The 18,759-nt window shown below is 70.2% G+C and carries 14 protein-coding genes and 1 pseudogene; 9 read left to right on the plus strand and 6 right to left on the minus strand.

The window, feature by feature from the left end; genetic code table 11:
- Positions 1-19: 19 nt before the first annotated feature.
- The 4 genes from Q5425_RS34990 to Q5425_RS35005 all read right to left on the minus strand — a co-directional run bounded on the left by Q5425_RS34990 (position 20) and on the right by Q5425_RS35005 (position 4,154).
- Complete coding sequence (locus Q5425_RS34990) at positions 20-835, minus strand: carbohydrate ABC transporter permease (RefSeq protein ID WP_308676641.1); 816 nt, start codon at positions 833-835, stop codon at positions 20-22.
- Positions 832-1,773, minus strand: a complete 942-nt coding sequence (locus Q5425_RS34995) for a sugar ABC transporter permease (RefSeq protein WP_308676642.1) — start codon at positions 1,771-1,773, stop codon at positions 832-834. The genes Q5425_RS34990 and Q5425_RS34995 overlap by 4 nt, the downstream gene beginning before the upstream one ends.
- On the minus strand, positions 1,770-3,011 hold the full coding sequence (locus Q5425_RS35000; RefSeq protein WP_308676643.1) for a sugar ABC transporter substrate-binding protein: 1,242 nt from the start codon (positions 3,009-3,011) through the stop codon (positions 1,770-1,772). The genes Q5425_RS34995 and Q5425_RS35000 overlap by 4 nt, the downstream gene beginning before the upstream one ends.
- A gap of 129 nt (positions 3,012-3,140) precedes the next feature.
- The gene (locus Q5425_RS35005) at positions 3,141-4,154 is read right to left on the minus strand and encodes a LacI family DNA-binding transcriptional regulator (RefSeq protein ID WP_308676644.1); all 1,014 of its coding nucleotides are present in this window, start codon (positions 4,152-4,154) and stop codon (positions 3,141-3,143) included.
- A gap of 350 nt (positions 4,155-4,504) precedes the next feature.
- Between Q5425_RS35005 and Q5425_RS35010 the strand changes: the two genes are divergently transcribed.
- Positions 4,505-7,456, plus strand: a complete 2,952-nt coding sequence (locus Q5425_RS35010; RefSeq protein WP_308676645.1) for a glycoside hydrolase family 3 C-terminal domain-containing protein — start codon at positions 4,505-4,507, stop codon at positions 7,454-7,456.
- 385 nt (positions 7,457-7,841) lie between these two features.
- Entirely contained in the window at positions 7,842-9,941 is a 2,100-nt protein-coding gene (locus Q5425_RS35015; RefSeq protein WP_308676646.1) for a diguanylate cyclase domain-containing protein, read from the plus strand.
- Between the two features lie 60 nt (positions 9,942-10,001).
- On the opposite strand, the pseudogene Q5425_RS35020 reads toward Q5425_RS35015, so the two are convergent.
- Together Q5425_RS35020 and Q5425_RS35025 are read right to left on the minus strand one after the other, a co-directional pair.
- Positions 10,002-10,124 (minus strand): annotated as a pseudogene (locus Q5425_RS35020) (transposase); the annotation flags it as partial.
- A gap of 20 nt (positions 10,125-10,144) precedes the next feature.
- The gene (locus Q5425_RS35025) at positions 10,145-10,807 is read right to left on the minus strand and encodes a nitroreductase family protein (RefSeq protein WP_308676647.1); all 663 of its coding nucleotides are present in this window, start codon (positions 10,805-10,807) and stop codon (positions 10,145-10,147) included.
- Positions 10,808-11,028: 221 nt separating this feature from the next.
- Here Q5425_RS35025 and Q5425_RS35030 point away from each other — a divergent pair, with 221 nt between their 5' ends.
- The 7 genes from Q5425_RS35030 to Q5425_RS35060 all read left to right on the plus strand — a co-directional run bounded on the left by Q5425_RS35030 (position 11,029) and on the right by Q5425_RS35060 (position 18,756).
- Positions 11,029-11,445: a hypothetical protein gene (locus tag Q5425_RS35030; RefSeq protein ID WP_308676648.1), complete on the plus strand. Its 417-nt coding sequence runs from the start codon at positions 11,029-11,031 to the stop codon at positions 11,443-11,445.
- A 31-nt stretch (positions 11,446-11,476) separates the two neighbouring features.
- On the plus strand, positions 11,477-13,576 hold the full coding sequence (locus tag Q5425_RS35035; RefSeq protein ID WP_308676649.1) for a (Fe-S)-binding protein: 2,100 nt from the start codon (positions 11,477-11,479) through the stop codon (positions 13,574-13,576).
- 234 nt (positions 13,577-13,810) lie between these two features.
- Complete coding sequence (locus tag Q5425_RS35040) at positions 13,811-14,587, plus strand: FHA domain-containing protein (RefSeq protein WP_308676650.1); 777 nt, start codon at positions 13,811-13,813, stop codon at positions 14,585-14,587.
- Entirely contained in the window at positions 14,588-14,959 is a 372-nt protein-coding gene (locus Q5425_RS35045) for a hypothetical protein (protein WP_308676651.1), read from the plus strand.
- A 685-nt stretch (positions 14,960-15,644) separates the two neighbouring features.
- On the plus strand, positions 15,645-16,946 hold the full coding sequence (locus tag Q5425_RS35050) for a sugar ABC transporter substrate-binding protein (protein WP_308676652.1): 1,302 nt from the start codon (positions 15,645-15,647) through the stop codon (positions 16,944-16,946).
- Positions 16,943-17,929, plus strand: coding sequence for a sugar ABC transporter permease (locus Q5425_RS35055; protein WP_308676653.1), 987 nt, complete (start codon positions 16,943-16,945; stop codon positions 17,927-17,929). The genes Q5425_RS35050 and Q5425_RS35055 overlap by 4 nt, the downstream gene beginning before the upstream one ends.
- On the plus strand, positions 17,926-18,756 hold the full coding sequence (locus Q5425_RS35060; RefSeq protein WP_308676654.1) for a carbohydrate ABC transporter permease: 831 nt from the start codon (positions 17,926-17,928) through the stop codon (positions 18,754-18,756). Before Q5425_RS35055 ends, Q5425_RS35060 begins: the two co-directional genes overlap by 4 nt.
- Positions 18,757-18,759 lie beyond the last annotated feature (3 nt).

Genomic DNA, 18,759 nt, shown 5'->3' on the forward strand with positions numbered 1-18,759 from the left:
GTGTCTCCTTGCCAGAATTTCAGTCTTTGACGGCGCCGCTGGTCAACCCGGCGACGACGTAGCGCTGGGCGACGACGAGCAGCACGGCCGCGGGGATCGCGGCGAGGACGGCGGTGGCCATGATCCCGTTCCAGTCGGCGGACTGGTTGCCGACGAACCGGTAGATGCCCACGGTGATGGGCTCGAAGGACTGCCCCGTGGTGAGGGTGACGGCGAACAGGAAGTCCGCCCAGGCGAACAGGAACGAGAACAGCCCGGCGGTGACCAGCGCGTTGCGGCTGACCGGCAGGATGATCGAGGAGAACGTGCGCCAGTACCCCGCACCGTCCACCCGGGACGCCTCGGTGAGCTCCTTCGGCACGGAGATCATGAACGCCCGCAGCAGCAGGATGGCGAACGGGATGGTCGCGGTGGAGTCGGCGAGCACCAGCCCGAGGTAGTTGTCGATCAGGCCGAGGTTGCTGAACACGGTGTAGAGCGCGTTGGCCATCACGATGCCCGGGATCATCTGCACGATGAGCAGCACGAACACCAGTGCCGGGCCGCCGCGCACCTTGAGCTGGGCCAGCGCGTAGGACGCGGGCGCCGCCACCAGCAGCGACACGACCACCGTGCCGAGCGCGACGACGACGCTGGAGAACAGGTTCGGCCCCTGCGTCGAAACGGCCTTCCGGTAGCCGTCCAGGGTGCCGCCGACGGGGAAGAACGCCGGGTCCGGGCTCAGCAGCGCGCCGCTCGGCTGCAGCGAGGCGTTGACCATCCAGTACAGCGGGAACAGCAGCACCGCGACGATCAGCACGCCGAACACCGTCCGCGGCCAGTTCGACGTCTTCATGCCGCCGCCTCCGCCAGTGTCGCCTTCGCCGAGCGCAGGTACAGCAGCCCGAAGAGCATCGCCACCACGATGAGGACGTTGCCCACCGCGGCGCCCTGCCCGAACGCGAAGTCCTGGAAGGACAGCCGGTACGACCACGTGGTCAGGGTCTGCGTCGCGTTGGCCGGCCCGCCGCCGGTGACGACCATGATCACGTCGAACACCTTGATCGTGTAGACCAGCCCGAGCATGAGCACGATCCCGGTGACCGGGCGCAGCAGCGGCCAGGTGACGTGCCGGAACCGCTGCCACGCGCCCGCGCCGTCGAGCTCGGCGGCTTCGTAGAGCGACGCCGGGATCGCGCGCAGCCCGCCGTGCAGGATGACCAGGTTGAACGGGATGCCGATCCAGATGTTGGTCAGGATCACCGCCGGCAGCGCCCAGCTCGTGCTGCTCAGCCAGGGCACCGCGTCGAAGCCCAGGAACCGCAGGCCCGCGTTGAGCACGCCGTGGTCCTGGTCGAACATCCACCGCCAGACCGCGCCGCTGACCACCAGCGGCAGCAGCCACGGCAGCAGGAGCAGCGACCGCAGCAGCGCGCTGCCGAGGAAGCGGCCGTTGAAGAACACCGCGAGCGCCAGGCCGATGCCGAACTGGAAGACGATCGATCCGGCGGTGAACAGCACCGTGTTGAGCGCCGCCGTCGAGAACAGCGGGCTGCCCAGCACGGCGGAGTAGTTCGCGATTCCGACGAAGGGCGCTTCGCCGGTGTAGAACGACTTGACCGTGTAGTTCTGCGTGCTCATCACCAGGTTCGCGGCCAGGGGATAGCCGAAGAACACGACGACGTAGGCCAAGGCGGGCAGCAGGAACGCCCACGCGGCGAACCGGTTGTCCCGGTGGGACTTCCGGTTCGCGCGGGATGGTGCCGAGATCGTCGGGGCGGCGGCGAGCGTCACGAGCCGCTCGCCTGCTGGGCGGCCTTGAGGGCCTGGTCGACCGGGGTCTTGCCGGTCAGCGCCGCCTGGAGCGCGTCGGCGAGCGCCTGCGAGACCTTCGGGTACTTTTCGCCGAGCTCGGCGGTGCGGGAGCGAGCTGTGCCGACCTCCTCGACGAACGCCTGCATCGACGGCTGCTCCGCGGCGAACTTCTGCGCCGTGGCGGTCTTCGACGGGATGTAGGCGTGCGCCTTGCTCCACTCGAGCATGGTCGGCTCGGACAGGATGCAGGAGAGCACCTTGCCGGCGGCCTGCTGGGCGGGCCCGCTGGTCACCGGGATCGTGCCGACCTCGCCGCCGAGCGCGACCACCGGCTTGCCGCCGGCCTGCGGCACCGGGATCGGCACGACGCCGTAGTGCAGCGACTTCTGCTCGTCGAGCCGGGCGATGTTCCACGACCCGTTGATCATCATCGCCGCGCCGCCGCCGACGAACTGGTCGGCGACGTCGTTCTGGTTCCAGGTCACCACGGACTTCGACGCCGACCCGGAGTTCACCAGGTCGGTGACGTACTGCAGCGCCCGGGCCGACTGCGGGGAGTCCAATTGGGACAGTTCGGCGCCGTTGCTCCAGAAGAACGGGAGGAACTGCCAGGTGCCCTCCTCGGACGGGATCGCGGAGAAGGCGAGGCCGTACTTGCCGTCCTTGGTCAGCTTCGCCGAGGCGGCCTTCAGCTCGTCCCACGTCTTCGGCGGCTCGACGCCCGCGGCCTGCAGGAGGTCCTTGTTGTAGATCAGCGCGAGGCCGTTGACGCCGGGGGCGACCCCGTACACCTTGTCCTGGTACGTGCCGGCCTTGACGATGCTCGGGTAGAGGCCGTCGGTGGTGATGCCGTAGTCGGACAGCGGCGTCAGCGCGCCGGTGGCGGCGACCTGCTGCAGCGTCGGGTTGTCGGTGAAGAGCAGGTTCGGCAGCGTCTTCGAGCTGGCGCTCTGCAGGACCTTCGGCAGCATCTGGCTGGTCGGCACCTTCTGGCGCTCGATCTTGATCCCGGTCTGCGTGGCGCAGGTGTCGAGGATCTTCTGCCAGGCGGCCGACCCCTGCTCGTCGGCGTAGTAGTCGAGTTCGGTGATCGACGTGGCCGCCGGGGCGTCGGAGCCGGACGGCGCGGACGGCGCCGGGCTGGGGCTGCACGCGGCCAGCAGCGTGGCACTCGTGGCGCTCGCGGTCAGCAGAAGGGCGCGACGGACTACGGACATGGTGATTCTCCTTCGGCGGCGGAGCAGAACCGGCTGTGTTGATTCTTGCCAATCCGGCCACAGTCACGGCCGAATGGCTTAGTGGCAACGGTTACGTGCCGGCGTGGGGTCGGCCTGCTTTTGGCCGGATCAGTAAGGGGCGCGCGGCGAGGCGGTGCTCTCGCGCCGGGTGAGGCGGGGCCCGAGCAACCGGACCTCCGGGGTGGTGTGGCCGGCGAGCCGGCGCATGGTCATCTCGACGGCCTGGGTGCCGACCTCCTCGGCCGGGATGGCCACGTTGGTCAGCGCGACCGCGTGCTGCTCGGCCATGCTGTCCGGGCACACGGCGATGACCGAGATGTCCTCGGGCACCCGCAGGCCGCGGTGGCGCAGGTCCGACAGCAGTCCGGGCAGCACGGCTTCGTTGTGCACGACCAGGCCGGTCAGGCCGGGATCGGCGGTGAGCAGGTCGTCTAGGCAGGCGCTCACCGCTTCGTAGGAGTGCGCGCACGCCCGGGATTCCGCGCGCACGTCACGGCTTTTTGTGGCTTCGTCGAACCCGCGCAGGAACCGCGTCGCGTAGCTCGTGCCGCGCCGGTAGACGGCGGGGGACGGGCCGATCAAGGCGATCGAGCGGTGGCCGAGTTCGGCCAGGTGCGCGACGCACGCCGAGCCGGCCGCGGTGAAGTCGAGGTCGACGCAGCTCAGCCCGGCCGGGTGGTCGGGCACGCCGATGAGCACCACCGGCAGGTCCAGGGCCAGCAGCATCGGCACCCGCGGGTCGGCGGTCTCGATGTCCATCACCATCAGCGCGTCGGCGATCGCCGACGACGCCACCCGCTGCAGCGCGGCGGGCCCTTCGTCCTTGGTGAGCAGCAGCAGGTCGTGGTCGTACGCGCGGGCCGCGGTGACCGCCGAGGCGACGAACTCCATCACGACGGCGACGTTGAGGTCCGTGCGCAGCGGCACGACCAGTGCCAGCACGTTGGTCTTGCTGCTGGCCAGCGCCCGCGCCCCGGCGTGCGGGTGGTAGCCGAGCTTGCGGATGCTGTCCTCGACCAAACGCCGGGTCTTCGGCGAGATCGAACGTTTGCCGCTGATCACGTACGACACCGTGCTGGGGGCCACCCCGGCCGCGTTGGCGACGTCGTTGATCGTGACCACGGGCGGCCTCCTGGGGACGGGGAGGAGCAGGGACGGTGTCGAAGCGCATCGACGATGGCACGAAGGTAAGTGACACCCGCCCGAAACACAAGCGTCATTCGCCGTTCGCCCGCATTCGATTCGGATTCGACGACAGCCGTGTTGGTCGAAATTGTCGAAAGCGCCTGTTCTGGGTTTTTCTCGCAGCTCAAGGCGGGGGGCGGGGCTTCGCCGGCCGACCTCTGGGAGCGCTCACAGGAAGCCTTGACCTCGCGCTCACACGGCTGTAATAGTCGTCACGCTCCCCACCCTTCGACGCGAATGTTCCGCGCCGCGCCGTCGAAACGATTCGACGATTCCGGAGGCCGTCCGTGCGCTTGTCCCTGTTCCGCCGTGCCCTCGTCCCGGTGGCGGCCGCGACCCTGCTGCTGGCCCCGTCGCCGGCGCTCGCGGCCCCTCCGCCGCCGTTCCGCGATCCCGCGCTGCCGCTGGCCGCGCGGATCGACGACCTGCTGTCCCGGCTCACCGCGGACGAGAAGATCTCGCTGCTGCACCAGTACCAGCCGGCCATCCCGCGGCTCGGCATCGGGGTTTTCAAGACCGGCACCGAAGCCCTGCACGGTATGGGCTGGTCGACCGACTACGACAACAAGGGGGCCGTGGTCAAGGCCGACGGCACGGTGTTCCCGCAGGCCATCGGCCTGGCCACGACCTGGGACCCGGCACTGGTGAAGCAGGTGGGCGCGGCGGTCGGCCAGGAGGCGCGCGGCTTCAACGCCCGCAACCCGACGCTTTGGGGCCTCAACCTGTGGGCGCCGGTGGTCAACCTGCTGCGCGACCCGCGGTGGGGCCGCAACGAAGAGGGCTACTCCGAGGACCCGCACCTGACCGGCGAGGTCGCGATCGCGTACGGCCGTGGCATGCAGGGTGACGACCCCCGGTACCTGCAGGCCGCGCCGACGCTGAAGCACTTCCTCGCCTACAACAACGAGGTCAACCGCGACACCAGCAACTCGTCGGTGCCGCCGAAGATCCTGCACGACTACGACGAGCAGGCGTTCAAGATCCCGCTGCAGGCGGGCGCGGCCAACGCCGTCATGCCGTCGTACAACCTGGTCAACGGGCGGCCCAACCACGTGAGCCCGGACCTCGACGGCGCGCTGCGGAAGTGGGCGCCGCAGGACATCGCCGTCGTCAGCGACGCCGGTGCGCCGTCCAACCTGGTCAACTCGGAGAAGTACTACGCCACCAAGGCCGAGGGGGACGCGGCGGCGATCAAGGCGGGGCTGGACAGCTTCACCGACAACGACACCGACGGCTCGATCACCGTCAACGCGGTCAAGGAGGCGCTGGCCAAGGGCTTGCTGGCCATGTCCGACGTCGAGAACGCCGACCGCCACCTGCTTTCGCTGCGGTTCCGGCTCGGTGAGTTCGACCCGCCGGGCCGCAACCCCTACGCGAAGATCACCCCGGCCGTCATCGGCTCGCCCGAGCACCAGGCCCTGGCCCGCAAGGCGGCCGACGAGCAGATGGTGCTGCTGCGCAACAACGGCAACGCGCTGCCGCTGGACGCCGCGAAGAACAAGAAGGTCGCGGTCGTCGGCCCGCTCTCGAACACGCTGTACGAAGACTGGTACGCCGGCGCGATGCAGTACAAGGTCACGCCGGTGCAGGGCATCAAGGAGCGGCTCGGCTCGGCGGGCACGGTCGCGTCGTCCGAAGGCGTGGACCGGATCGCGCTGAAGGACCTCTCCACGGGCCGGTACCTGACGGCCCCCGCCACCACGGGCAAGGTGACCGCGGGCGGGACCGTCGCGGGCACCGCCGAGTCCTTCGACGTCTACGACTGGGGCGCCGGCAAGAACACGCTGCGCGCGGCCGCGAACGGCAAGTTCATCGGCTACTCCGGCGGGGCCCTGGTGAACGACGTCGACCAGCCGGCCGGCTGGTTCGTGCAGCAGCAGCTGAAGCTCGACGCCCAGCCCGACGGCAGTTACGTGCTGGAGTACGCCGGCAACGAGGTGAACGAGCCGTGGTTCGGGCCCAACAAGTTCGCCGTCGTCGGCGCCGACGGGGTGCTGACGATCTCCGCCCCGGACGCCGCGCACGCGACGAAGTTCGGCCGTGACGTGCTGACCAGCGGCGTCGCCAGCGCGGTTGCCGCGGCCGAGGACGCCGACACCGCCGTCGTCGTGGTCGGCAGCATGCCGTTCATCAACGGCCGCGAGGCCAACGACCGCACGAGCACCGAGCTCGCCCCGGCGCAGCGCGCGCTGATCGAGGCGGTGCAGAAGGCGAACCCGCACACCGTCGTCGTGGTGGAGAACAGCTACCCGACGACCGGCTGGGACACGCTGTCCGTGCCCGGCATCCTGTGGACCAGCCACGCCGGGCAGGAGACCGGGCACGCGGTCGCCGACGTGCTCTTCGGCGACAAGGACCCGGGCGGGCGGCTGACGCAGACCTGGTACGCCTCCGACGCCGGGCTGCCGAGCATCCTCGACTACGACATCGCGAAGACCGGGATGACCTACCAGTACTACCGCGGGAAGCCGTTGTTCCCCTTCGGGTACGGGCTGAGCTACACCAGCTTCCGCCACGGCAACGTGCGCACTTCCCAGCTGAACGGGAAGGTGCAGGTCAGCGTCGACGTGACGAACACCGGCGCCCGCAGCGGGTCCGACGTCGTCCAGCTCTACTCGAGCGCGCGGCAGTCCCGCGTCCAGCAGCCGGTGAAGCAGCTGCGTGACTTCTCGAAGGTGACCTTGGCGCCGAAGGAGACCCGCACCGTGCGGTTCGAGGTGCCGGTGGCGGACCTGGCCTTCTGGGACGTCACGCGGGGCAAGTCCGTGGTGGAGACCGGGGTCTACGACTTCTCGGTCGGTCGCAACGCCGCCGACGTGGCCGGCTCGCAGCCGGTGTTCGTCGTGGGGGAGCGGATCCCCGCCCGCGACCTGACCCGGTCGACGCCGGCGGAGAACTTCGACGCCTACGAGAACACGACGCTGACGGACACGGCCAAGACGGCGGGCACCTCCGTCGCGGCTTCGGCCGGGAGCTGGCTGGCGTTCAAGGACGTCGTGCTGAACGGCCCGGCGAAGTTCACGGCTTCGGTGGCCAAGGCGGAGGCGGGGACGACGAAGGTCACCGTCCGCCTCGGCTCGCCGACCGGCCGGGTGCTGGGCACGGCCGCGGTGCCGTCCACGGGGGACCACTACGCGTACGCGACGGTGTCCGCGGCACTGGCCAAGGCCAGCGGCAGGCACGACGTGTACCTGACGTTCGACGGCCCGGTGAACCTGGCCACGTTCTCCCTGCGGTGACCGGAGGTGCTGTCCGGCAAGCGGGGCTTGCCGGACAGCCTTGCCGGACAGCCTTGCCGGACAGCCTTGCCGGACAGCACTGTGCCCACGGCGGTGCCGGTGCCGCTACCGGGTGTAGTGTTCCGGGGTGAGTAATCGCCGCGCCGGTTTTCCGGGTGACCGAAGAAAAGCAGGTCCATTTCGGTGGACTGCCGCGGTCCATTCCGTGGCGCTGCACAAGAACGCCGACGAATACCGCAGTGCCCTTCGTTTCCCCTCGGCGGTTGCTCCGCACGGTTATCACTCGATCGGACGTAACTGAACCCGTGCGTGTCGCACCATTCCGGGCCAAGATGGATCGGTTGCCCCGAACCGGGGCGCGCCCTCGACCTTTGGACAGCCTGAGGTGACTGCTCCTCATCCCCGCGGCGACGCCCCGCGCGACAAGCCGTCCGCCGACCGCGCGGCACGCCGGCTCGGCACGCTCGCGCGCAAGTGGGGCTACCTGATCGGCACCACGGCCTACCTGCCGCACGCGCCCGAGGAGATCGAACGCGAGCTGGCGGCGCTGGCCGGGCGGCTGTTCGAAGCGGTCGTGAGCGACCCGCCGGACCTCGAGGCGGCCGCGGCGGCGGGCGGGCGGCTCGTCGAGCTGCGGTGCGTCGGTGCGGAGAGCCTGCGCCGCAGCCTGGAGCTGCTGGCCAAGGCGCTGCTGAGCGAACCGGAACTGCGCGGGGTCGACGGGCTCGCCGAACGGGTCGTGCTGGTGCTCGGCGCGCTCGGTGCCGGCTACGGCGAGATGCTGCGCGAAGACATCCAGAAGCGGCAGGACGGCCTGAGCCGCGCGCTGCTGAAGGTCGAGCAGGAGACGCGGCAGAAGCAGGTCATCACCCGCGCGCAGTTCGAGGAGGTGTTCGCCGGCTCGGCCAGCGGCGTCGCCCTCACCGAACTCGACGGCCGGGTGCTGCGGGCCAACCCCGCGCTCGCCAAGACGCTCAACCGCACGCCGGCGGAAATCGCCGCGATGAGCCTGTTCGACCTGATCCACCCCGAGGACGTCGAGCAGCTGCGGGCGAGCTACCGCGAACTGGCGGCCGGGCGGCTGCACCGGCTGCGCGCCGGCCGCCGCCTGATCGGCCGGGACGGCGAGCCGATGTGGGCGACGTTCGCCGCGTCGGTGATCCGCGACGCGGTCGGCGCGCCCCGGCAGCTGCTCACGATCGTCGACGACGACACCGAGGTGTCGCTGCTGCAGCGGCGGCTGAGCCACCAGGCCCTGCACGACGTGCTCACCGGGCTGCCGAACCGGCAGTTCTTCGGCACCCGCCTCGAAACCCTGCTGCGCGACGCGGACCCGGGCCGCGGGGTCACCCTGTTCCACCTCGACCTCGACGGCTTCTCGCAGATCAACGGCGGCCTCGGCCAGGAACTCGGCGACCGGGTGCTGCGCGGGGTCGCCGCGAAGCTGAAGACGGTGTTCGAAAACGAGAAGGCGCTCGTGGCGCGCCTCGGCGGCGACGAATTCGGCGTGCTGGTGCAGAACACGGCCGACACCCCGGGCGTGGTGACGCTCGTCCGCCGGATCACCCACGAGCTCGCCGAAGCGGAGTACGTCGACGGGCAGCGCGGCGTCGCGGTGTCGGCCGCCGTCGGTGTCGTCCACCGCCCGCCGCGGGACATCACGCCCGCGGAGCTGCTCCGCGCGTCGGACCTGACCCTGCGGCGCGCACAGCGGACGGGCAACCAGTGGGGCCTGTTCGACCGCGAGCAGGACCGGCGCGACCGGCACGACTTCGGCCTGGCGGCGTCGATGGCGGGCGCGTGGGAGACCGGCGAGGTCCAAGCCGGCTACCGCGCGCTGGTGTCCTCGACGGGCGGTGCGATCGAGGCCGTCGAGGCGCGGCTGCGCTGGAACCACCCGGCCGAAGGCGTGCTGACGCACGAGGCGTGCGTGCGGCTGGCCACCGAGGCCGGGCTGGCCCTGCCGCTGGGCACGTGGCTCCTGCGCACGGCGGCCGAGCGGCTGGCGGCGTCCGGGATCGGCGTGCCGCTGGTCGTCGAGCTGACGGCGCAGCAGGCCGCGGACCCCGAGCTGGTCGGCGAGATCCGCCGCGTTCTGGGAGACACGGGCCTGGCGCCGGATCGCCTCCGGCCCGGCTTCCCGGCCGCGGCCCTGGCAGCCACCGCCGACGCGGCCGACAACCTCAAGGTGCTGGCGGAAATCGGCGTCCGCGCGGAGATCCACGGCTTCGGCGACGTCACGTGCCTGACGGAGTTCGCGGCCCACACCGTCCGGATCGCGGCGAACCTGGCCGCCAAGCGGGAACACCCGCTGGTGACGGGGCCGCTGTCGGCGCTGGTCGACGCGGCCCACGCGGCCGGAGCTTCGGTCTCGGTCGCCGGGGTGCGGACCCCGGACGAGGCGGCGTGGTGGCAGGACCGGGGCGCGGACCTGCTGACGGGCCCGGCGTTCCCCGACGTCCCGGACGGCTTGCCCGCCTGCTGAGATGCTCCTCTGGATCGTCAAGCCAGGAGGGCATGACGGACTTGGCGGGCGACGTAGCGTTTGGTCGCCGCCGCGGTTGAGCCGGTGGCGGCCGGTGGTTTTGCCGCTGCTGGCGGGAAGCGGTGCCACCCCGCAGAGATTGGCGAAGGCGGGATCGCTGTGGAGCCGGTCGGAGGGCGACCCCGTCCTCCCCATTGTCACTGTCAGATCCGGACGAGGACCTCGTCCAGGGGTTTGCGCTGCAGGTCCGGTACCACGCAGTCGTCGGCCGGGTAGCCCACCGGGATCACCGCGAACGCCTTTTCGTTGCGCGGGCGGCCCAGCACCTCCCCGAGGAACCGCATCGGCGACGGCGTGTGCGTCAGCGCGGCGAGGCCGGCGACCTGCAACGCCGTGAGCAGCATGCCGACCGCGATGCCGACCGACTCGTCGACGTAGTAGTGCTTGCGGACGCCGCCGTCGTCGTCGAGGGCGAACCGTTGCTGGAACACGACGATGAGGTAGGGCGCGTCCGTCAGGTGCGGCTTGACCGCGTCCGTGCCGAGCGGCCGGAGCGCGGCGAGCCACGCGTCGCCGAGCCGGCCTTCGTAGGAAATCCGTTCCTCGGCTTCGGCGGCTTCACGGATCCTGCGGCGCACCGCCGGATCCGTGACGAGAACGAACGTCCACGGCTGCTGGTGCGCCCCGCTCGGCGCGGTGGAGGCCACCGCGATCGCGTCCAGCACCGCACGTTCGGGGACCGGGTCGGAGGAGAACATGCGCACCGAGCGCCGGGCTTCCATCCGCCGCCGCAACACCGCCGCCCGGGCGAGTGCTTCGTCGTCGGAGAGCCGCGCTGGCCGGTAGGGGACCGGGTGGTAGGTCATGCCCGGATTCTGGCGGGGAACACGGAGGCCGCAGCAGGGCCGAACGTACGATTCGCGGTGTTGAGCGTCCGATCTACGGACAGTAAGGTCATCCTTGCTTAGAAAATTGCCCTGAACAGCCCAGGGAAACTCGGCCGTCCGGTCCTGTCGCACGAAGTGATCTCCTCATTACCCTCCAGTAGCAGACAGTGGTGCCGATCACAGTCGTTCCAGGAGGCCTCATGGCGTCGCGCGTCCGGGGACCCGGCTCGGAAGAGCGGCGCGAACTGCGGATCCGGCACCTCACCGGCTGCCTTCCCTGCACGCTCAAGTGCGCGTACTGCGCGCTGCCGGTGCGGCTGGCCGGCCCGGGCGACCACCCCGGGTACGGCGTGGTCGAAGAAGTGCGCGGCGAACTCGTGCTGCTGCACCGGTTCTGCCGCAGTGCGCTCGGCCGCTGCCGGACGCGGGGGTGCGTGCTGCGGCGCGCCCACCTCGGCCGCGCGACCGAGCAGTACGAAACCGGCCGGCGGCCCGGGCGCTACCAGCGCCTCGGCGTCCGGCGGTCGCCCGACCTCGATCTGTACCGGAAACACTGGCGGGTCGCGAAGATGCGGTACGCGTGCAAGGCGTGCCGGTACTACACCGGCTCGCACTGAGCCGGTCCTTCCATCACGACGCGGAGGACTCGTGCTCGTTCGTCTCATCCTCGGCCTGCTCATGACCGTCGTCGGCCTCGCCGTCGCCGGCAAGCGCGTGGCCTTCCTGTACCGGCTGATCAAGGCGGGCCAGCCCGACGCCAAGCGGTCCGACAACCTCGGGGCCCGGGTCTTCGCGCAGGTGCGCGAGGTCTTCGGCCAGCGCAAGCTCCTGAAGTGGTCCGTGCCCGGCCTGGCGCACTTCTTCACGTTCTGGGGCTTCGTGATCCTCGCTTCGGTGTACCTCGAGGCGTACGGCGCGCTGTTCGACGAGAAGTTCGCGATCCCGTGGATCGGCCACTGGGCGGTGCTCGGGTTCCTGCAGGACTTCATCGCCGTCGCCGTGGCCGTTTCGCTCGGCGTCTTCACGATGATCCGGATCCGGAACGCCCCCGCGCGCAAGGACCGCGCGTCCCGGTTCTACGGCTCGCACACCGGCGGCGCGTGGCTGATCCTGCTGATGATCTTCAACGTCGTCTGGACGATGTTCTTCTTCCGCGGCGCCTCTTCGGCGTCCGGCAACTTCCCGTACGACTCGGGCGCGTACGTCTCGCTCGGCGTCGGGAACCTCCTGGAGCCGCTCGGGCACTCGGCGACGGAGGTGCTGGAGACGGTCGGCCTGCTGCTGCACATCGGCGTCATGCTCGTGTTCCTGTCGATCGTGCTCTACTCCAAGCACCTGCACATCTTCGTGGCACCGATCAACGTCTCGGCGAAGCGGCTGCCGGACGCGCTCGGCCCACTGCTGCCGATGGAGTCCGCCGGCAAGCCGATCGACTTCGAGGACCCGGGCGAGGACGACACGTTCGGCCGCGGCAAGATCGGCGACTTCACGTGGAAGGGCATGCTGGACTTCACCACGTGCACCGAGTGCGGCCGCTGCCAGTCGCAGTGCCCGGCGTGGAACACCGGCAAGCCGTTGTCGCCCAAGCTGGTCATCATGAACCTCCGCGACAACCTGTTCGAGGAGGCGCCCTACATCCTCGCGGGCACCGAGCACGAAGGCGCGCGCCCGCTGGTCGGGCCGGAGGACGACGGCGGCGTCATCGACCCGGACGTGCTGTGGTCCTGCACCACCTGCGGCGCGTGCGTCGAGCAGTGCCCGGTGGACATCGAGCACGTCGACCACATCGTCGACATGCGCCGCTACCAGGTGATGATCGAGTCGGCGTTCCCGACCGAGCTGGGCGGGCTGTTCAAGAACCTGGAGACCAAGGGCAACCCGTGGGGCCAGAACAACGCCGAGCGCCTCACCTGGACCAAGGACATCGGCTTCGACGTTCCGGTGTTCGACGGCGAGCTGGCCGAGGACGTCGAGTACGTGTACTGGGTCGGCTGCGCGGGCGCGTTCGACGACCAGGCGCGCAAGACGGTCCGCGCCACGGCCGAGCTCCTGCACATCGCCGGCGTGAAGTACGTGGTCCTCGGCAAGGAGGAGAGCTGCACCGGCGACCCGGCGCGCCGGGCGGGCAACGAGTTCCTGTTCCAGATGATGGCCCAGCAGACGGCCGAGACGCTCAACGCGGTGTTCGAGGGCCGCGAGCCCCGGTTGCGCAAGATCGTCACGACCTGCCCGCACTGCCTGAACACGCTGAGCCGCGAATACCCCCAGCTGGACGGCCACTACGAGGTGGTCCACCACACGCAGCTGCTCAACCGCCTGGTCCGCGGCGGCCGGCTGACCCCGGTCAAGCCGGTCGAAGACGGCCCCCGCGTCACCTACCACGACCCCTGCTACCTCGGGCGGCACAACAAGGTCTACACCCCGCCCCGCGAGCTGGTCGGCGCCACGGGCGCTTCGCTGGCGGAGATGCCCCGCCACGCGGACCGCGCCCTGTGCTGCGGCGCCGGCGGAGCCCGGATGTGGATGGAGGAGCAGATCGGCAAGCGCATCAACCTGGAGCGCGTGGACGAGGCGATCGCCACGGACGCGGAGACGATCGTAACGGGCTGCCCGTTCTGCCGCGTGATGCTGACCGACGGGCTGGTCCAGCGCCAGAGCGAGCAGAAGGCGGAGAACGTCGACGTCCGCGACGTGGCACAGCTGCTGCTGGAGCGGGTGAAGACGCCGGACCCCTCGCCGAAGGTCTAGTCAGCCGCTAGCGGCCGAAGTGCACGAAGGCGCCCCACCACAGCACGGCTAGGTCGCGGCGAGGTGCGGACCGGGAACGGTCACGTCCCCTCGTGGGTCGAGTACCAGGGAGGTGTGTGAGGCCGGCTGCGGCGCCGAAGGTCTGAACGGGTTCACCCGTTCGCTCTATATCCCCGGGCCGCCGGGCGGCTCTTCCTTGGAGGAGCACAGCGCCGTGCGGCGGGAGGAGTGCCGATGGCCGGGGCGGGCGAGGCGAGGATCGAGACGGTCGACGGTGCCGTGGCGCGCTTGGCCGTGCGGCGGGGCTCGTGGCTGGTCGGGCGGGGGCCCGATGCGCACCTGCGGCTGCACTCGGACCAGGTGTCGCTGCGGCACGCCTGGGTCCGTCGTGATGCGCGGGGCACCTGGGTGTCCGATGCCGGTTCGCGCAACGGGACCTGGGTGAACGGCCGGCGGCTGGCCGCCGGGCAGGACCACCCCCTGCGCCACGGTGACCGGCTCGAATTCGGGCCGGTCGGTGCCGTCTACTCCGACGGGGATTCCGGTGCCGCGTACACCAGGACCTGGCAGCGTTCCTCGTCCGGCGGTGTTGCCTTCGGCGATGTCTCGGCCGGGACGATCAACAACGCCGGGCGCGACGTCAACAACAGCTACGACAACCGGCAGCACCACCGGTACGAGTTCACCACGCCGGAAGGCGAGGCGCTTTCCCTCATGGCGACGGGGAAGGGGCTCGGCCGGCCGATCATGCTCCTCGGGACGCTCATGAGCCTGGTCGGGTTCGGGTTGTTCGCGTCGGTGGTCTTCCGGTTCATGAAGGCGGGCTCGGAAGCGATGTCGGCGGGTTCGTTCACCGCGCCGCCGTCGCTGCTCGGGCCGGAGGTGTTCGGCGGCGTGCCGCTGGGTGCGCTCGGCTTCGGGCTCTTCGTGCTGGGCGGCGTGGTCTCGTCGATCGGGCTGGTGATGGCCAAAGCGGCGCGCGAACGGCGGCGCCGGAGCGGGAGGCGTTAGATGGACGGCATCCACTTCCACGGCGAAGTCCGGGCGGGGACGGTCAACAACGCCGTCCGCGGCGACATCAACACCGTCCGCGGTGGCCACCAGGAGATCCGCCGCGGCCTGGACGCGCGGCAGGTCGCCGAGCTGGTCCGGGCGGTCCGCGGCGAGCTGGACGCGGCCCGGCTGCCGCCGGCCACGAAGGAAGCCGTGCACGGCGCCCTCGACGAAGTCGACCGGGACGTCGTGCACGGCGGGCCGGGTGCGGGCGCGAAGGTGCGCCGGGCCCGGGACCTGCTCCGGGACGCCGGCGGCCTCGCGACCGCCGGCGCCGGGCTGTGGACCGCGGTGCGGGCGCTCGCCGCCGCGGTGGGGGTGCCGTTCTGACTGCCGCTCATGGTGAAGCTGGTCGACAACGCGCCGGCCGGCCGCCGAAAGGCCTTGGAGCAGGCGGAGCACGACCAGCAGGACCGGGGCGAGCAGAAGCGATGTACGGGCTAGTTAGTTAACAGACAGCGGGAAACCGCGAAGAGCGCGCAGCCGCCCGGTGGTGGCGGGGGCGGTCCGGCTGACGCTGGAGCCCGCCGTGGCGAACGGGCGCCGACGGTCCCCGAACCGCAGCACGTGGCGTTCGCCTGCGCGGGCGCACCGCTGCTGGACCATCCTCGGGCCGGGGGATCGGCTGGTACCGCGGCGCCGACGCGCCGGTGCGGACGCCCGCCCCTCCCGCGCCCGGCGACATGCGGCCCCGCCGGGGAAAACACCGCCCTGATCACCATCACCGCCCCAGGAAGTCTTTCCCGGGACGGTTTTTGTCGTGGCGGGCCACGGCCGGCGCGGGGATTCCGGTTCTCCGGCGGTGAAAAACGCGCGGGACGCCTTCCTATTCGGACGACTTCCACCACGCCCTTCCGGTCGCGCGTAACCGACCGGCTACTCCCCGCATGCGTTTACAACGTTCCGGCAACCGCCTTGACAGCGCCTGTGGTACGTACCACTCTAACCCCAACATTGGTCTACACCATTTGGGGCGCCTGGCCACGGTGGCCGGGCATGGAAAGGACGGCATCGAGTGAAACGCTGGCTCAAGCTGGCGGCGGGCGCCGCCGCATTCACGCTCGCGACGGCAGGCTGCGCGGGCTCCAGCGGCTCGGACACCGCGGCCTCGTCGAGCGGCAACGCACCGCTGAGCGGGACCGTCACGGTCTGGCTGATGACCGGCTCCGCGCCGGCCACCCTGACCGACGCGCTGAACAAGGAGTTCGAGACCGCGCACCCCGGCGTCAAGGTCAAGTACGAGATCCAGCAGTGGGACGGCATCCAGCAGAAGCTGACCACGGCGCTGGCCAGTGGCGCGCCGCCGGACGTGATCGAGGTCGGCAACACCCAGACCGCGGCGTTCGCCTCGCAGGAGGGCGTGCTGACCGACCTGACCGCCGACAAGGACAGCTTCAACGGCGGGCAGTGGCTCAAGGGTCTCGCGGACTCCGGCAGCTACGACGGCAAGACCTACGGCGTCCCGTTCTACGCGGCCAACCGTGAGGTCATCTACCGCAAGGACATGTTCGAGCAGGCCGGCATCGCCAAGCCGCCGGCGTCGAACGACGAGTGGATCGACGCGATCGGCAAGCTGAAGACCAAGTTCGGCTCCGACCCCGACTTCCAGGCGCTGTACATGCCGGGCCAGAACTGGTACGCGCTGCTGTCGTTCGTCTGGGACAACGGCGGGGACATCGCCAAGGCCGACGGCAAGAACTACCAGGCCAGCCTGGACACCCCCGAGGCCAAGGCCGGCCTCGAGTTCTACAAGAAGCTCGTTGACACCTCCGGCACCAAGGCGCCGAAGGACGCCGACGAGGCCAAGCCCCAGCAGGCGACCGTCTACGGTGCCGGCAAGGTGGCCATGATGATCGGCCTCCCGTGGGAGCTGGCGACCGCGGCCAAGACCGACGCGAGCCTCACCGGCAAGACCGGCGCCTTCGCCATCCCGAGCAAGACCGCCGGCCAGAGCGCCCCGGTCTTCCTGGGCGGGTCGAACCTGGCCATCCCGGCCAACAGCAAGAACGTGGCCGCGGCGAAGGAGTACATCAAGCTGCTCTCCAGCGCGAAGTACCAGAGCCAGCTCGCCGCCGCCGGCGTCGTGCCCGGCACGTCGACCGACCTCACCGGCCTGGACAAGGACCCGCTGGGCAGCGTGATGGCGAAGGCCTCGGCCAACGGCAAGGCCGTCCCGGCCAGCCCGAAGTGGGGTGACGTCGAGTCCGGCCAGAACCCGGTCAAGGACATGCTGACCGCCTACCTCACCGGCAAGAAGACGCTCGACCAGGCGACCGCCGACGCCAACGCAGCGCTGAACAAGCTCATCGGCGGATGACCGCGACCGCGAATGTGACGATGCCGGCGGGGGCGACCCCGCCGGCATCGCCGCGCGACACGCGGGTCAAGAGGCGCAAACGCGGCCGGTTCGGCGACCGGGTGCTCCCGTACGTGCTCCTCCTGCCCGCGCTCGCCGCGATTCTCGTCCTGCTGGCCTGGCCACTGGTCCAGGTGCTCGCGATCAGCTTCCGCAAGCTCGACATCGGCCAGCTCGTCTCGGGCAAGACCATCTGGATCGGGTTCGACAACTACACGAACACCCTCTCCGACCCGGAGTTCTGGGCGATCACCCTCCGGACCCTGGTCTTCACCGCCGCCATCGTGGCCGCCACCATCGTGGGCGGCCTGCTCCTGGCGATCCTGATGCGCCACCTCGGCCCGGTCGTGCGGATCATGGTCCAGGTGACGCTGGTGCTCGCGTGGGCGACCCCGGTGATCGCCACGACGACGGTGTTCCAGTGGATCTTCGACGAGCGGTACGGCATCCTCAACAAGACCCTGGACCGGCTCGGTTTCCACAGCTTCATCGGGTTCTCGTGGTTTTCCAGCGGCGCCAGCACGCTGACCGTGATCGGGCTGCTCATCGTGTGGCAGGCCGTGCCGTTCGTGACGTTCTCGCTGTACGCGGGCATCATCGGCGTCCCGCGCGAGCAGTACGAGGCCGCCGGCATCGACGGCGCCAGCGCGTGGCAGACGTTCCGCGCGGTCACCTGGCCCGCCATCCGGCCGATCACCACGATGGTGACGTTCCTGTCGGTGCTGTGGGACTTCAACGCCTTCGCGCAGATCTGGGCGATCCGGGAAGGCGGCCCGGACGGCGGGAGCACCACGCTGGCCGTCGTGCTGTACCTCAAGGGCATCGCGGGCAACCACTTCGGCGCGGCGGGCGCGATCGCGACCCTGATGCTGATCGTGCTCGCGCTCATCACCGGGCGGTACATCCAGCTGCTGGTCCGGACCCCGGAAGGTGATCTCAAGTGAGGAAGTCGCTGCCGCAGCGCATCGCGCTCTCGGTCGTCGGCGTGGTCGTGGCGCTGCTGATCCTCTTCCCGACGTACTGGATGTTCGTCACCTCGCTGCGGACGCCCGGCGAAATCCTGTCGCCCGACTACGACCTGATCCCGACGTCGTTCTCGTTCGGCAACTTCGCCACCGCGCTGGGCAAGGACAACTTCCCGACCTACCTGATGAACAGCCTGATCGTCACGGTCGGGTCCGTGCTGTGCGCGCTGGTCGCCGGGACGCTGGCGGCGATCCCGCTGTCGCGGCTGCGGTTCACCGGCCGCAAGGGCTTCCTGGTCCTGGTCATGGTGGCGCAGCTGGCGCCGGTGTCGGCCCTGTTCATCCCGCTGTTCCTGCTCATGCGGGACGCCGGGCTGCTCAACACCCTGCCGTCGCTGCTGCTGATCTACTTCGCCACCACGCTGCCGTTCACGGTGTGGATGCTCTACGGCTTCGTCAACGGGATCCCGTACGAGCTGGAAGAGGCCGCGATGATCGACGGCTGCAGCCAGACCGGCGCCTTCCGGCGCGTCACGCTGCCGCTGCTCGGCCCGGGCCTGGTCACCACCTCGGTGTTCAGCTTCATCACCGCCTGGAACGAGTACCTGTTCGCGCTGGTCTTCATCCGGGACAAGCCGAAGGAGACCCTGCCGGTCTGGCTGGCGTCGTTCCGCACGGCGTTCGCCACCGACTGGGGCGGGGTGATGGCCGCTTCGGTCATCTACGCCGTCCCGGCGCTGATCTTCTTCCTGCTCGTGCAACGCAAGCTGGTGGCCGGCACGACCGCCGGCGCCGTGAAGGGGTAGCCG

Origin of the sequence: Amycolatopsis sp. A133, assembly GCF_031082405.1 — a bacterium.
Lineage (GTDB): Bacteria > Actinomycetota > Actinomycetes > Mycobacteriales > Pseudonocardiaceae > Amycolatopsis.